Genomic DNA, 15,421 nt, shown 5'->3' on the forward strand with positions numbered 1-15,421 from the left:
ACTTTTATTCAGTGATTTACACCTGGATTAGACTACTTTTATTAACGATCTTATTTTGTGCCAACAACGCGCTTGCTCAAACAGGACCGACGTCGCAAACGGCAACAGCTGCGCCATCTCCTTCAGAAAAACTTTCTTCAGGGGCTTTAACCACATCTAAAATTTCTGGCTTTACGATTACCGCAGAAAATTTGTACCGCGACTTAGAAAAAGGCTTAGTTCAAATTTCTGGAAACGTACAGATCATTTATCAAAACCAACATTTCAGTGCTGACTTTGTTGAATTAAATTTAAAGAAAAAGCATGCGTACTTTCGTGGTCACGTGAGCATTCAAACAATTGAATACAACATCGGCGGTGATGAGATCGCGCTTGATTACTATTCTAGCCAGGCTTTAATCACCAATGGTTATGTGCAATCAAACAATATTACTTTCAAAGGAAAGCTCATCGAGCAACGCGGACCGAATACGTTTTTCGTAGCTGATGCAGATTATACGACTTGTACGAACTGTCCCTCGACTTGGAGTTTTGAAGGCAGTCAAATTCGCGCTGAACTTGGTGGTTATGCGTTTTTAAAAAATACATTCCTAAAAGTAAGTAATGTTCCTATTTTTTGGTTACCTTACTTAGTACTGCCACTTAAAAACGAACGTCAATCAGGTTTTTTAACTCCAGAGTTTGGTTATATCCGCAACCGTGGTCTTTTCTTTTCTGAAAGTTTTTTCTGGGCCATGTCGCGCTCACAAGATTTAACATTCACTTTGAAAAACTACGAATTAGGTGGCTTAAAAGAACTGATCGAATATCGTTATGCCATTAGCGACTTCAGTGGCGGACAAATTAACTTGGCCCACTTTAACGATTCGGTGATTCCAAAAGATCTTGTTGATAGCGGCCTAATGGCCGAAGGCGACACTTTTAAACGCTGGGCTGTTCAAGGTTATGCTCAACAAGAAATTAATGATGTAGCCCACGCGCGTGTTAAATTAAACCAGATCAGTGATCTACAATACCCTAAAGATTTTTACGAAGAATTTAAAACTTATGCTGAAGGCGGCTTAGAAAATCGTCTTAATATTTCGGCGCGCTCTAATCACTCATTAACACAATTTGATTCTATCTATTATAAGCACCTTTTAGAAAGCAATCCGCTTCAGTCAAACACATCGGCAGTTCACATTTTACCAGAACTAAAGCTGGATTTTACGACAACACAAATCGCTGATAGCCCTTTCTATTTTAAATTCAACGCCCAGTACGATGCTTTTTATAGAAAAAGAAAATGGGATGATATCAGTGTATCTAGCGATCAAAAATATGTAAGTAACGTTGCTAATGACCCAGCTTGTGATCACAACAACGTCGCTGGTTGTTCTCCTGTTTACGATGGTACTTTTAACCAAGGCACAGACTTCTTACGTACCGGCCAGCGCGTATTTTACAAAGCTTCTTTTTTAACTCAAACATTTACGCCGGTTGATTTTTTAAATGTTTCGCCAGAACTATCTTATAACGAAGCCCACTACTTCTTTCCTGAAGGCGCAGATCGTTACAACGTTCGCCAATACACGCAGCTTGATATTAACTCACGAAGCCGTTTATACCGTATCTATGAATCTGAAAACCCTGATCTTAAATACAAACATGAATTAATTCCTGAACTTTCATATACGTATATTCCGTTTGTTGAACAAAAAGCACATCCATTTTTTGGTAACATTCCGAATGGTGAATATGCCTTTTCGTCGAAAAACAATTTAGCAGATACTGATTTAAATACACCGTATGGCGTGCAATACGATTACTACGATCGTATTTACGACCGTCATTTAATTACGCTGACGTTCTTAAATCGTGTGATCAGAAAGCGCCAATCAGATAAATCTTATAGAAATATTTTAGATTTCCGTTTGGCGCAATCTTACGACTTATACCAAATCAATAATCCGTACAGTCAAACGAACCAGCCGTTATCGGATTTATCAGGCACACTGAATATGTATTTAGGTGAATTTACACTTGAAAATCAGTTTAGTTACTACCCTTATCTATCAGCGACAAATTCAACAACGGCAGTATCTTACTTAAATGATTTACAACAGTACTTTAAAATTGGTTACAACTCTAACCGTGCCGAAGGTCCACGCGTTGATGACGTTATTTTAGCTCTTGGTTTTGTGACTAAGTATATTAACGTCTTATCTGGATTTATCGTTGATACCAGTGAAAATCGTAACAGCGATTCACGTTTAAAAAAATTCTCTCTAATTACACAACTAAAGCCACCGGGTGAATGTTGGGGTATTAATTTTTACCGCGAGCAACAAGTTGGTCTTGAGGCCGAATGGCGCGTGCGCTTTGACTTCTCGTTCGACGGAAAACCACCTAAGATCATTCCGCCGGATGAGTTAAAGATTAAATAATTGATTCCAAAAAATTTACGGCTATTCGCTTTGAATTAAAGTGCAGCCGTAATCTGTTCCGCGATACTTAGCGATCGCTTTTTGTCCGAACAAGCCACCAATGATTTGCGCTGTGACTGTTCCATCTGCGGCATTAATTTTAAGTTCAGGTAAGACCTTTAAAATAGCGTTAAGATCGTCTTTACAAGCTTCCTCACTGCGGCCAATCACGAAACGGCACGAACAATATTCTTTAGCAGAAAAAGCGCGCATTAGGTGCGGAAAACTAGCCACCGGGCCGCTGTTGGCGTCATCTGGTGGTTGTTCAGACCAATTTTTCAGAGTCTGTTTTTTCTCATCAAAAGTTTTTGAATCACCGACTGTTTCGTATTTATAACCCTTAGCTAAGATAAATTTTTTCGTCGCTGCATAAAACGCTAAACGATCCATGTCTTTAGCGTCCATCGAAAGTTTTACCATCACTAAATCTTGCGATGGGCTTGAAGCTACGATTTGCCCTTGAAAGCCGTACATAATCACAGAATCTAGAGGTAAATCATCATACGCCGATGGTTGGTTACGCCCTTCGATCGGAAGGTTGGTAATCGCCTGCGAAGAGTAAGCTTTATTCTCAGGATTTCCTTCTTGAACTTTTTTCTGAACTCCGTCAGCTACGCGGTTCAATAATTCAATATATCTTAAAGGAATAATCTGTTTGCCATTCCAGACACCTTTATTTTTAACGAGCTGACCCATTTTTAAAAAATCAGGCGCTGTCATATAAATATAAGCTGAACCCACAAATGTACCAGCCATATCCTGTTCGAACGTGGCATTGATTCCTAACGGCTTAAATAATTTTTCAAAAGGGTATCTGTCGTAAACTTTTTTATTGTTGATAGCTTTTTCTAACACACCTAACAAAATATTTGTATCACCACTTGAGTAATTGAAGTATTCACCAGGGCCACCTGTTGGAGATAGTGGATTTCTTAACATGTAATCCACGTAACCTTTAGCTTGGCCTTCCAGATAAAGCATATTTGTTAAATCTAAATTTAACGGAAGACCTTCAAACGCTTCTTTATATTTGATTCCTGAAGCCATTCCTAAAACATCAATGATGCGAGCGTTGTTTTGAAAAGTCGGAAGATATTTTTTAACCGGATCATTGATCGAAAGAAGACCTTCACCTTCGGCGACACCAATTAAAATTCCTGACATGGTTTTAGCCGTCGACCATGAAAGATGTTTTGTTTTAGGTGTATATTCACGATCGTAAAATTCGTAAATGACTTTTCCGTCTTTATAAATAATGACGGCGTCGGTGTTGGTTTTTTTAGTATCACGAAGAAAGGCTGTTAATTCTTCTTCCGGAGTTTTGATTGAGCCAGGCCACGCCTGAGCAAGTGATGAAACAAGTAAGGTAAATAACAATAACGACACGGCTTTCAAAAACACGCTTTTCATAGTGAACATTCCCCTTTAGGGAAACCATACCCAATTAGAATCTTTGCACCAGTTATGTTGCGTTTAGTCGTTAGAGATTTTGTGTGTTTCTGTAAACACCCGCTCCGGAACGGGGCGGATTGCCATTAAGCCGCTGTTAGATCGTTTCATCGAGCGAGATAAACTGTAGCTTCCCGTCCCTTAAAACAAAGACGATGTAACTTTCAACCTTCAAGTGGCGCTCACGTCTGCGCATTCCGAGTAGAACATACTTAAGCCTTTGAATCTGCTTCGTGCCTACCCGTTCAAATACACGCCAAGAATCATCTAAGTATTTTACTTCTAACAACACTCGCCGTTTTTCTTTTTCAACGATGAGATCAACTTCAACTCCATCAAACTTCGTGCGTTCAGATGATATACTCCACCCACGTGAAAGAAAAAACTTTCGCACATGATTTTCGGCGAGGATTCCCCGCTCGTGAAATTTACTTATTGTTTTACAGGTGTTCTTTAACGCCGCCGAAGGTTTTTCGGTGATGGACGCAAGGTTTTGCGATTTCGATGGCTTGGCGATGAGTTTCGGTCGCGTAGCCTTTGTGCTTTTCAAATCCATATTGAGGGAAATCCTTTGCAAGCTCTGCCATTAGCTGGTCACGGGCAACTTTTGCCACGATTGAAGCTGCAGAGATGCAACGCATGTGCTGATCCCCTTTAATAATTGGAAGCTGTTTGTACTCTTTTAAATCCGCAATTCGGTCGCGGCCATCGATAAGAAGAGTTCCGCCTTTAACATTGATCTTACCTTCAAGCTTGATCTCTAAACCACGAAGGGCCCGAGTCATCGCTAGAAAAGTAGCTTGGCGAATATTGATTTCATCAATTTCTTCAACTGAAGCCCAACCGATTGACCAGTGATGATACTCACGGATTTCGGCGGCAATAGCTTCACGTTTTTCTTCAGATATTGTTTTTGAATCAACGAAGTGTTTAACAGGAAGTTTGTCATTTAAAATGACAACGCCGGCACACACAGGGCCGGCGAGGCATCCGCGTCCTACTTCATCGATACCGATAAATGGAAGCGGAAGATCTTTTAATTGCTTAACGTTAAACGTATTAAGCTTTTGCTTCATCAGATGAAGTAGATGCTAATTCAGACTCGATACGAGCTGCTTTACCGTCTAAGTCACGTAAGTAGTAAAGTTTAGCGCGACGTACTTTACCGTGAGCAACTAACTCAACTGATTCGATAGCTGGAGAGTTGAATGGGAAAGTTCTTTCAACGCCTACACCTGCAGAAATTTTACGAACTGTAAAAGTTTGGTGAGTGTGACCTTGAATTTTTGTAACAACGCCTTTGTATAACTGAACGCGCTCTTTTTCACCTTCGATAACTTTAACGTAAACGTTAACTGTATCACCAGGTTGGAAAGTTGCGATTTTAGCATTTCTTTTAGCTGATTTTGCTGTAACGCGCTTAACGAAATTAGTCTCAGCGCCTTTTGCTGGAGCTGCTTTTTTTACTTTTTTAGAAGTCGCTTTTTTTGCTGCTGCTTTTGCCATAAATAGTCCTTACTTATTTGGACCTATGGTCCAATTCTTATCGAAAAGAAGATATGTGTTACCATGACCCAAGTAGTCGGTCAAGACAGATACTTACAGCTGCCCTAACACAAAGATGTCTATAATCGTCCTTAGAATCGCCCTTGATCGGGTCCAAAACCGCGTAACAATTTCTCATAAAATCTTGGGTCAAACCAAAACCTGTTCCAAAAACAAGCAGATAGGGGTCGTCATCGTTCTCTAGAACGTTTTTAAAGCGCTCAAAGGTGAACTTTTCCTGCCCTGGAAGGTTACGGGCATGGGTCGACACGATTCGAGCGTTGGGATGACCCCAATCAGCTAAGGCCTCTTCGACGTTACTAGCTGTTCTGACGTCAGTTAGAGCCGTTTTTCTCATAGGGTTCATTCTAGACCCTTCGCCGGTTCTCCAGTGGTCTAAAACTCGGCCAACAAACATTTGTTGCTCTTGCATCGGGTGAACCAGGTAATAGCGTTCAACCCCGTACACACGGCAGCTTCTGGCGATATCGTGAATATCAAAATTTGTAATATTGGTCGCACAAATATCACCTTGGCGATCAACGATCGGATAATGAAGTAAGGCTACAGCTAAAGGCGCTTTACGTTTCATAAACTTTTAACCTCATTCATATGATGGGCGACATCTTCGCGAGTTAAACCTGATGATTCAATTTCTTCATTGGTTAATTCGCTTAAAAATTTAAGATGATTTTTTAACGTTGTACCGACTAATTCTTTTTGAGCTAATAAAAATAAATCACGGCGTTTTTTCCACGTGATTAAAATTCCCATGTGGTGTTTCCAACTCGCGATTTTTTCGTGATGACCAGAAAGTAAAACATCAGGAACTTTTTCGGCCCCCCAAGTGGCAGGCTTGGTAAATTGTGGAGCCTCTAATAAGCCATTGTGAAATGAATCAGCAATGACTGATTGGTTGTGGCCAAGTACGCCTGGAATAAAACGCGATAAGCTTTCAGTGAGTGCAAGAGAAGCTAACTCTCCCCCACTTAGAACGAAATCACCTAATGATAATTCCATATCAATGTGGTGGTTAATGACTCGCTGATCGATTCCACCGTAACGACCACTTAATAAAACCAAGTGATCATACTTTAAAAACTTATGTAACATGGCTTGATCTAACTTTTCACCTTGCGGAGAAAGATAAATTCTTAAAGTAGATTCAGGTTTATATTCTGGAGATTTATATAATTCATTGAAACACGCATCGGCGATATCCGGACGAAGGAGCATACCATCACCACCGCCGTAAGCTGTATCATCGACTGAGTTATATTTATTATCTGAATATTTACGTAAGTTTACGACATTAAATTGTAATAACTTTTTATCTTCAGCTTTTTTTAAAAGCGCATCGCTTAAGTAGTTTTGAATAAGCTCTGGAAAAAGAGTTAAGTACGTAAACTTCATGGGTTTGGCCTAATCGTTAATATCAAGTAAGCCTTCAGGTAAATCCATCTGAAGAATTTTGTTATCGTGATCAATTTCAACAACGAATTGATCGACGAAGGGAATTTCTACCTGTTTTTTTGCAGCTGTTGTGACGATTAATAAATCTTGTGCGACGTTTGAAGAAAAACCAGTGATGGTACCGATTTCACCTAAGGTTTTGTCGATCACTTTGAAGTTTTCAATTTCAGCTAAGAACATTCCTTCTTCTTCGTCTTGTTCAAAGAAGAAATCACTCGGTAAATAAATTTGTTTTCCAATTAAGGCCTCAGACTGATTACGGTCTATTACACCTTTTAATTGAACTTTAAGGCCGTCTTTATGTTCGCCGGCTTTAATCACTTCGTAAGGCGTATCTTCGACGTACAATTCATCGATCAAATCTACATAAGAATAATCTTTAGAAAAGAAAATGATAAAGACATCGCCACGTAAACCGTGAGCGTCTTTGATCTTTCCAATAAGTCGCATGTCTTGATTAGCCATTTATAAGTGTGCTTCTAACATTGTGGTGAGTGAATGAATAGGTTTAGAAAATAAAAAAGGAGTCTTTTGTAAAGACTCCTTTTTTGAAGTTCGATTTTTATCGCTTTTTGCTATTCAACGATATCTAAGTGATAACGTTTATTTAGCTTAGTACCAGCAGCGCGGATGATTGTTCTCATTGCGGCAGCTGTTTTACCTTGTTTGCCGATTACTTTTCCAAGGTCTTCTTTATCAACTTTAAGCGCTAGAAGAGTCGTTTGTTGTCCTGGAATCTCATCAACTTCAACATTCTCTGGCTTATCAACTAATGATTTCGCCATATGCTCAACAAGTTCTTTTAGATTATCCATTGTTCCCCCCGAAACCTAATCCAAGTTTGACAAAATATTCAGCAGACCTCAAGCAATTTTACAGGATTTTTACCGTAAATGCCTCATTAGGAGATCTACTCTATATTATTGTTTCAATTACGCTTCTTTTTTAGCGTTCTTGTTTTTTGTCTTAGATGGAGATTTTTTACGAGCTGGTAAAGTAACGCCACCTAATTTTAATACGTGTCTTACAGTTTCTGAAGGTTGTGCACCTTTAGCTAACCACTCTTGAGCTTTAGTTGTGTTTAAAACAACTTTAGTTTGCTTACCTTTAGGAGTTGGAATGTATGTTCCTAATACTTCGATAAATTTGCCAGTTACATAACGGCGAGAATCAGCAACAGTGATTCTGTATTTAGGATCATGCTTAGCACCAACGCGAGCTAGACGAATAACTACCATTTGAAATACCTCTCAATAATATGCTCAAAAGCTTTCAGCTTTATGAAGAAAAATAAAAGCCTAAGCTTTTTCAAAGACTAACTTTTTATATCTTATATTGCGCAAGATCAATCACTTTCTAGCGCATTTAGGGCGATTTAGAACGGAAAGCCCGAACCTTTGCCCCCGAAGCCACCGAATGGATTACCTTTTCCCTTACCACCAAGGCCCATTTTCATCATACCGCTCATCATTTTCTTAGCTTCTTCGAACTGCTTCACTAGCTTATTTACATCAGAAACCTGTGTGCCTGAACCAGAAGCAATTCTTTGACGCCTTGAGCCATTAAGGACTCTATGGTCATTACGCTCCTGGATGGTCATCGAACTGATGATCGCTTCGATTTTTTTGATTTCGTTATCTGGCGGGGTCATATTCTTCATTTGTTTAGAGATCTCGCCCATACCAGGAAGAAATTTCAACATACTCTCAAATCCGCCCAGTTTTTTAAGCTGATGAATCTGCGCTAAGAAGTCTTCGAGCGTGAATTCGTTGTTCATCATACGCTTTGCAGAACGCTCAGCTTCTTTCGCATCAATCACGTCTTGGGCTTTTTCGACTAACGATAACACGTCACCCATATCTAAGATTCGTCCTGCAAGACGATCTGGATGAAATACTTCTAACGCTGAAACTTTCTCGCCTAAACCTAAAAACTTAATTGGAATACCCGTTACTTCGCGGATTGATAGAGCCGCACCACCTCTGGCATCCCCGTCTACTTTAGTTAAAACTAAGCCCGTAAGATTTAATTTTTGGTGAAATGTTTCAGCCACATTCACTGATTGCTGACCTAACATCGCATCGGCAACTAATAAAATTTCAGTCGGAGTTACTACTTTTCTAAGATCAGCTAACTCATTCATTAGCTCTTCATCGATTTGTAAACGACCCGCTGTATCGACTAATAATACTTCGATCAGTTCGCCCTGAGCCCACTTGATGGCATTCGTTAGAATATCAACGGGCTTATCGCCTACTTTTGAAGGATAGCACGGGAAATTATTTTGTTTTGCCAGAGTTTGTAATTGATCGATGGCCGCTGGACGGTAAACGTCGACAGGAACAAAACCAACCTTTTTTCCTAATTTTTGACGAATGTATAAACCAAGTTTTGCCGTAGATGTTGTTTTACCGGCCCCTTGAAGACCGACCATCATGATCACTGATAATTTTTCACGAACATTAAGATCAACTTTTTCTCCACCTAATGTTTGCACTAATTCATCATGAACTATTTTTGTAAACATCTGGCCAGGGTTTACATTTGTTAAAACTTCTGCTCCCAAAGCTTTGGCTTTTACACGGTCGATAAAGTTTTTTACCACTTTAAAGTGCACGTCAGCTTCAAGTAAGCTTAAGCGAATCTCTTTGATCGCATCTTCGATATTTGATTCAGAGATCTTATTTTGACCTTTTAGCTTTTTAACTGAATTTAAAATTTTATCTGACAAACCTTCAAAAATCATACTACCACCTAGCAAAAGAGCCTTTTACTAAAGAATACATGGCCATAGAGTAAGTTACCGCTAACGCTAAGAAACTGACTGCGATTGTGGTCATTAGTTCCACATCGCTTTGGCCTAACATTGAATATCTAAAACCATTAATTAAATAAAATACCGGATTTAAGTGACAGGCTTTCTGCCAAAATGGATGTAAGCCTTCAATCGACATAAACACCCCGCCTAAATATGTTAGCGGAATTAAGATAAATGTCGAAAATGCACTTAACTGATCGAATGTTCTAGCTAAGAAAGCAACAAAGATTCCGCAGAACGAAAAGATCAAACCGTTTAACACTAAAAATAAAACAAATAAAAATGGATACTGAATCGGAATTAACTCACCCGTCATAAAGTAGTGAAAAGTAAGTCCAACAATACCTGTGATTAACGCTACGCTTGTTCCGCGGATAATTCCGCCGATGCCCATAGCCCAAATGATTTGATTATTGGAAATCGGAGCTACGCGAATATCTTCTAAATCGCCTGAAAATTTTGACGTTACGATTGAAGATGACGAGTTTTGAAACGAGTTATTAATTAAACCCATGATCATTAAACCCGGAATTAAGAACGTAATATACGGAATTCCTGATTTTAGGCTTACTTGTGATCCTAGCGACACTCCGAAAATTAATAAATACAACGATGAACTGATAATCGGGCTCACGATCGTTTGAATGATCACCTTCATAAAGCGTTTAACTTCCCTATGAATCAGAGTCATAAATGGAATCCAAGGATTGATTTTAGCGATTGGTGTTTGCATTATCTGTTCACCACTCTTAAAAAGGCTTCTTCAAGCTTTCCTTCAGTCATTTGAATATCAGCTACATCAGCAATAGAAATCTTATGTTGCGTTAAGATCGTATTTAACGAATCAGCTGCACTTGAGAGAATTTCTTTTGATTCACCATTCGTAAATTTAATGCTTAATTTTTTAGTCGAATATTTTTGAATGACTTCTTTTGGATCACCTAAGAAGTTTAACTCGCCCTTGTTGATGATCGCAATACGGTGGCAAAGCTGTTCAGCTTCTTCTAAATAATGTGTCGTTAGTAAAATCGATATGCCATCGCGCTGTAATTCACGCACGAATTTCCAAAGTGATTCACGAAGTTCTACGTCAACACCAGCTGTTGGCTCATCGAGTAGAAGTAATTTCGGCGAATGCACTAAAGCTTTGGCGATCATCAAACGGCGTTTCATACCACCTGATAATTGTTTAACTTTTTTATGGGCATGCGGTTTTAAACCTAAACGGTCGACTAAAAAATTAATGCGATCGATGTTTTTATTTAAACCGTAATAACCTGATTGGAATTTTAAAATTTCGATAATATCGAAGTAACCTGTGTTAATGACTTCTTGGTGAACGGTACCCACATACTGTTTTACTAATTGTGGATTTTCTTGAACGCCAATGCCAAACACACGCACATCGCCAGAACTAGGTTTTTCTAATGTCGTGATTGTTGAAATTAATGTGGTTTTGCCGGCGCCATTTGGACCAAGTAACCCGAAAATTTCACCAGGACGAATTTCAAAACTAATACCTTTTAAAGCATGAGTCGACTTCGAAGGATCTTTTGGATCTTCGTAAGTCTTTTTTAGGTTTGAAACTTCTAATGCGTTCATGATCATCTTGCTCTCGAGATCGACGTAGCGAAATCTACATCTGGATTTTCTTTTTTAGCCCAGTTTAAATCCCACTCTTGATTAAGAAGTAATACGGGTTGATCAATCATATCTTTAAATAACGTGAAGTTACCTTTTAACTGGCCTACTGGTTTTCCCTCAGGCGATCTTGGCCAACGAGCTACTGTGAAAGGTAAACGGTTAAGTTTAGCTTCTAAATTGTATTCATCTTGTAAACGATGAACTAGAACTTCGAATTGAAGTTCGCCGACCGCTCCGATGATGTACTCTTGCGCTCCGATAAAAGGATCTACGAATAACTGAATTGCACCCTCTTCGGATAAGTGAACTAACGCTTCTTGAAGTTTTGTACGTTTTAAGGCGTCTTTTACCTGAAGCTTAGCAAAAAGTTCTGGCGCGAATTTCGGGATATCTTCGAATTTAACTTTTCCATTTGAAGAAATACTATCGCCGATGGCGAAGTTTCCGGTATCGCCGACACCGACGATATCGCCAGCGTAGGCCACTTCGACTGTTTCTTTATCAGCGGCTACGAATTGTGATGAGTACGATAAACGCAATTCTTTTGTTAAACGAGAATGACCCACTTTCATACCGCGCTCGAATTTACCTGAGCAGATACGAACGAACGCAATACGGTCACGGTGGCGCTTATCCATGTTGGCTTGAATTTTAAAAACAAAGCCTGAGAAATTTTCAGACAATGGATCAACTTCACTGCCCGCTTTTGCCGGACGCGCTTTTGGACCTGGTGCAAATTGAGTGAAGAAATTCAAGAACGTATCTACACCGAAATTCTGCTTAGCTGAACCGAAAGTTACCGGAGAAATTTTTCCAGATAAAAATTCGTTCACATCAAATGGCGGAAGCGCTGATTCGATGAGTTCTAATTCGTCACGCACTTGCGCAGCCGTTTCGGCATCCAAGTATTTATCTAAGATCGGATCTTGTGGACCCGAGAAATCGTGTTCAGTGAATTCATCACCTTCACGGCGTTGATCGTAGAAATAAACTTTTTTATTTAAACGATTGTAAATCCCTTTGAAACGTTGGCCGATACCTAAGGGCCATGTCACGGGGTAACATTGCATGTTTAGCGTTCTTTCGATTTCATCGATTAACGTCAGAGGGTCTTTACCTTCACGGTCTAACTTGTTTACGAAAGTAAAAATTGGAATATCGCGAAGACGACAAACATCGTAAAGTTTTTTAGTACGATCTTCGACCCCTTTGGCCACGTCGATAAGCATGCAAGCGGATTCAACCGCCATAAGAACGCGGTATGTATCTTCAGAGAAATCTTTATGGCCCGGAGTATCTAGTAAGTTGATACGCAATTGATTGTAATCAAAAGTCATCACCGAAGACGTAATAGAAATACCTTTTTGTTTTTCTAACTCCATCCAATCCGACGTTGCAGCTTTAGTTCCAGACTTTCCTTTTACTTCACCGGCTTCGTGGATTACTCCGCCGTGGTATAAAAGTTTTTCTGTCAGCGTGGTTTTACCCGCATCTGGATGGGAAATAATGGCGAACGTGCGACGACGCAGGATCTCTTTTTGGTCTTGAACTGATAATGACATAACCGTGTAGTTATAGACATTTTTTAGGGTTCATTCAAATAAATTGACCCTTTGCGCCCCATGCTTTAAAAGTAAAAGTCTGATTTTAATGACCTAAAATCAACTCATGGTGGTTTGGAGCCACCGTCTGACAACTGAAAGGGGTCTATATGTCTATTAATGCGGCAAATGGCGCACAGTCTGCTAACCAATACTTCATCACTACATTCTACAAATTTCTACCAATCGCTGATGTTGAAGGCACAAAAACTTGGTTTAATTCTTTAGCTGAAAAACACCAAATCAAAGGTTTAATTATTTTAGCTGCTGAAGGCTTTAACTCGACAGTTTCTGCAAAATCAAAAGAGAATTTAGAAAATTTCAAAAAAGACTTATTAGCTAACTTTGGTTTAACAGAATTAAATTTTAAAGATTCATTATCTGACAAATCACCATTTCGCCGTTTTGTTGTAAAAATCAGACCAGAAATCGTAACACTTGGCACTCCAGATCTAGTTCCGCCTGAAGGAATTAATCGTCACTTAACACCAACTCAGTGGAACGAAGTGATGAAAAACGAAAAACCGATCATCATTGATACCCGTAACTGGTACGAATATAAAATCGGTACTTTTAAAGGGGCCTTAAATCCTAAGACTGAAAAATTCACTGAATTTCCAGCATATATGGATTCACAAAATATTTCTAAAGATCAAAAAGTTCTTATCTTTTGCACTGGCGGAATCCGTTGTGAAAAAGGAATTTTAGAACTAACTGAAAAAGGCTATTCAAACGTTTACCAACTTGATGGCGGTATTTTAAATTACTTAAAAGAATACCCGAACGATCAATACGAAGGCGAATGTTTCGTGTTCGATCACCGCGTGGCTGTTGACCAAGATTTAAAGCCAACTGTGAAATACACTTTATGTCCTCACTGCGGCCAGCCAGGTAACACGCCGATTGATTGCAAACGCTGTGATACTCACGACCACATCTGTGAAGACTGTGCAAAAATTGAGTGGAAGAAAGATACTTGTTCTAAAGACTGCGCGTATCACTACAAGCTTCATCCAGACCGTAAAGCTCCACGCCAAGTGCAGCCGTATGAGACTGAAGAGAATTAACTATTTCTCTGATTCAAATCTGACTTTAAATAAAATAGCACTTGCGACGGGTTTATTGTTGATCATCGCAGGTCTAAATTTTGATTCGCGGGCGATTCTTAAGGCGACTTCGTCTAGTCCGTACGGCAGTGAATTTCTTAGTTTTGCATTTTTAACGGCGCCGTCTGATCCTACAACTAACTCAACTTGTGCGATTCCTGAAAAGTCAGCTTGTCTTGCGGCTTCAGTGCGGTTGGCTTTTGTTTTTGTAATTAGAACTGCAGGTGATGTGATCATCCCATCGGCAGCCAATTCTTCGGCGATGTCTTCGTGGGTTGTTCCGCCGATTGGCGTTTTTGTTTCGTTTGATAACTCTTTAGATTGATCAGCGATTTCGTTTATTTTTTGGTGTTTAGGCTTTTCGATTTTACTTTCGTTAGGCTTAGTGATCGGAGTCACATAAGAAGTGACTTCGATATTCTCGTAAATCTGACCTGTCGGTTGCGCTAAAAACATGACTATAGCTGCGGCAAGCATATGAAAGCCTCCTGATAACAACAGACAAACTGTTAAGTATAGAAATTTGCGCGATTTCGACATAGTTTAACTTATAGCCAAAATCGCACGCAATTTCAAGTTACTGCATTAGGTTTGAAGGGCGATAATCGCGATTTCGCTCTTCTTGGATCGCATCCACTTCGTCTTCAGTTAAACTTTCTTCTCTGCGGAAGTGATCTTTTAAGTCTAAATATTGTTTGCCGATCAAAATGCGATCTTCAATATCGACCTCTTTTTTAAAATCAGGAATAATCTCTGACTCTTCTTCTTCAATGTGGTGTTCAACAAGCTCGGCTAATACTTTTGCACGGGCCGACCAAACACCGGCATCTTCGGCCATTTTAACTTCATCAACCATATATTCAGCTAGAGCGTGTTCAACATCACCTTCTAAACCATGCACACGCAACTCGCGGTTTTCATCTTTTAAAAAAGTATAAAAACTTTCTTGTTCGGCATGCGCATGCACTAATAGAAGTGGCGCAAACTGATCGAAGGCTCTTCTGCGGGTTCTGATGGTTAATTCTGAGTCTTTAAGAATCGCGATTAAACGTTTAAGCGGAGCATGGTCGAGTAAAATTAGTTTTACGATATCGTCTTTTGAAGTCTGCGCATTACTACTACGAGTGCGTGAGCCTCGGCTTAAACTTCTTGTCGGACGAAAATCTTCGTACTCTTCATCGTAAATCATATCATCTGCATCATGTTCGTGAGAACGTGATCTGCTGGTTGTGCGGTAATTTGAAGATTTTGATTTAGAACGAGATGCCGAAGCACCCGATGTACGTGTTGAACGTTTAGTTTTTTTCATTAAAACTCCTC

Annotated in this window: 16 protein-coding genes; 2 read left to right on the top strand and 14 right to left on the bottom strand. The window is 39.5% G+C overall.

The annotated features are described in order from the left end of the window. Nucleotides 1-11: 11 nt before the first annotated feature. Nucleotides 12-2,426 (top strand): LPS-assembly protein LptD, encoded by a 2,415-nt coding sequence (locus ACKWCF_RS08985; protein WP_409477242.1) that lies wholly within the window; start codon nucleotides 12-14, stop codon nucleotides 2,424-2,426. Nucleotides 2,427-2,447: 21 nt separating this feature from the next. Here the strand turns inward: ACKWCF_RS08985 and ACKWCF_RS08990 are convergent, their stop codons facing one another. The 12 genes from ACKWCF_RS08990 to ACKWCF_RS09045 all read right to left on the bottom strand — a co-directional run bounded on the left by ACKWCF_RS08990 (nucleotide 2,448) and on the right by ACKWCF_RS09045 (nucleotide 12,956). Continuing rightward, complete coding sequence (locus ACKWCF_RS08990) at nucleotides 2,448-3,875, bottom strand: serine hydrolase domain-containing protein (RefSeq protein WP_409477243.1); 1,428 nt, start codon at nucleotides 3,873-3,875, stop codon at nucleotides 2,448-2,450. A 479-nt stretch (nucleotides 3,876-4,354) separates the two neighbouring features. Further along, on the bottom strand, nucleotides 4,355-4,990 hold the full coding sequence (locus ACKWCF_RS08995; protein ID WP_409477244.1) for a ribonuclease HII: 636 nt from the start codon (nucleotides 4,988-4,990) through the stop codon (nucleotides 4,355-4,357). Further along, nucleotides 4,974-5,420 (bottom strand): 50S ribosomal protein L19, encoded by a 447-nt coding sequence (gene rplS / locus ACKWCF_RS09000; protein ID WP_409477245.1) that lies wholly within the window; start codon nucleotides 5,418-5,420, stop codon nucleotides 4,974-4,976. Before rplS ends, ACKWCF_RS08995 begins: the two co-directional genes overlap by 17 nt. Nucleotides 5,421-5,478: 58 nt before the next feature. Next, nucleotides 5,479-6,051 (bottom strand): RNA methyltransferase, encoded by a 573-nt coding sequence (locus tag ACKWCF_RS09005; RefSeq protein ID WP_409477246.1) that lies wholly within the window; start codon nucleotides 6,049-6,051, stop codon nucleotides 5,479-5,481. Beyond that, complete coding sequence (gene trmD, locus ACKWCF_RS09010; protein ID WP_409477247.1) at nucleotides 6,048-6,872, bottom strand: tRNA (guanosine(37)-N1)-methyltransferase TrmD; 825 nt, start codon at nucleotides 6,870-6,872, stop codon at nucleotides 6,048-6,050. Before trmD ends, ACKWCF_RS09005 begins: the two co-directional genes overlap by 4 nt. A gap of 9 nt (nucleotides 6,873-6,881) precedes the next feature. Then, nucleotides 6,882-7,397 carry a ribosome maturation factor RimM gene (gene rimM, locus ACKWCF_RS09015; protein ID WP_409477248.1) on the bottom strand — a complete coding sequence of 172 codons (516 nt, stop codon included), beginning with the start codon at nucleotides 7,395-7,397 and terminating at the stop codon, nucleotides 6,882-6,884. 110 nt (nucleotides 7,398-7,507) lie between these two features. Next, nucleotides 7,508-7,747: a KH domain-containing protein gene (locus ACKWCF_RS09020; protein WP_409477249.1), complete on the bottom strand. Its 240-nt coding sequence runs from the start codon at nucleotides 7,745-7,747 to the stop codon at nucleotides 7,508-7,510. A gap of 117 nt (nucleotides 7,748-7,864) precedes the next feature. Continuing rightward, entirely contained in the window at nucleotides 7,865-8,170 is a 306-nt protein-coding gene (gene rpsP / locus ACKWCF_RS09025; protein WP_409477250.1) for a 30S ribosomal protein S16, read from the bottom strand. Between the two features lie 137 nt (nucleotides 8,171-8,307). Beyond that, on the bottom strand, nucleotides 8,308-9,678 hold the full coding sequence (ffh, locus tag ACKWCF_RS09030) for a signal recognition particle protein (protein ID WP_409477251.1): 1,371 nt from the start codon (nucleotides 9,676-9,678) through the stop codon (nucleotides 8,308-8,310). Nucleotide 9,679: 1 nt separating this feature from the next. Continuing rightward, nucleotides 9,680-10,483: an ABC transporter permease gene (locus ACKWCF_RS09035; RefSeq protein ID WP_409477252.1), complete on the bottom strand. Its 804-nt coding sequence runs from the start codon at nucleotides 10,481-10,483 to the stop codon at nucleotides 9,680-9,682. Beyond that, the gene (locus tag ACKWCF_RS09040) at nucleotides 10,483-11,352 is read right to left on the bottom strand and encodes an ABC transporter ATP-binding protein (protein WP_409477253.1); all 870 of its coding nucleotides are present in this window, start codon (nucleotides 11,350-11,352) and stop codon (nucleotides 10,483-10,485) included. Before ACKWCF_RS09040 ends, ACKWCF_RS09035 begins: the two co-directional genes overlap by 1 nt. Nucleotides 11,353-11,354: 2 nt before the next feature. Beyond that, nucleotides 11,355-12,956, bottom strand: a complete 1,602-nt coding sequence (locus ACKWCF_RS09045) for a peptide chain release factor 3 (RefSeq protein WP_409477254.1) — start codon at nucleotides 12,954-12,956, stop codon at nucleotides 11,355-11,357. 149 nt (nucleotides 12,957-13,105) lie between these two features. Here ACKWCF_RS09045 and ACKWCF_RS09050 point away from each other — a divergent pair, with 149 nt between their 5' ends. After that, nucleotides 13,106-14,062 (top strand): rhodanese-related sulfurtransferase, encoded by a 957-nt coding sequence (locus tag ACKWCF_RS09050; protein ID WP_409477255.1) that lies wholly within the window; start codon nucleotides 13,106-13,108, stop codon nucleotides 14,060-14,062. Here ACKWCF_RS09050 and ACKWCF_RS09055 read toward each other — a convergent pair whose 3' ends face one another. Next, the gene (locus tag ACKWCF_RS09055; RefSeq protein ID WP_409477256.1) at nucleotides 14,063-14,641 is read right to left on the bottom strand and encodes an energy transducer TonB; all 579 of its coding nucleotides are present in this window, start codon (nucleotides 14,639-14,641) and stop codon (nucleotides 14,063-14,065) included. It abuts the gene before it with no gap. A gap of 37 nt (nucleotides 14,642-14,678) precedes the next feature. Further along, on the bottom strand, nucleotides 14,679-15,410 hold the full coding sequence (locus ACKWCF_RS09060) for a hemerythrin domain-containing protein (protein WP_409477257.1): 732 nt from the start codon (nucleotides 15,408-15,410) through the stop codon (nucleotides 14,679-14,681). Nucleotides 15,411-15,421: the final 11 nt, after the last annotated feature.

This window comes from Pseudobdellovibrio sp. HCB154, assembly GCF_046267985.1.
Taxonomy (GTDB): domain Bacteria; phylum Bdellovibrionota; class Bdellovibrionia; order Bdellovibrionales; family Bdellovibrionaceae; genus Pseudobdellovibrio.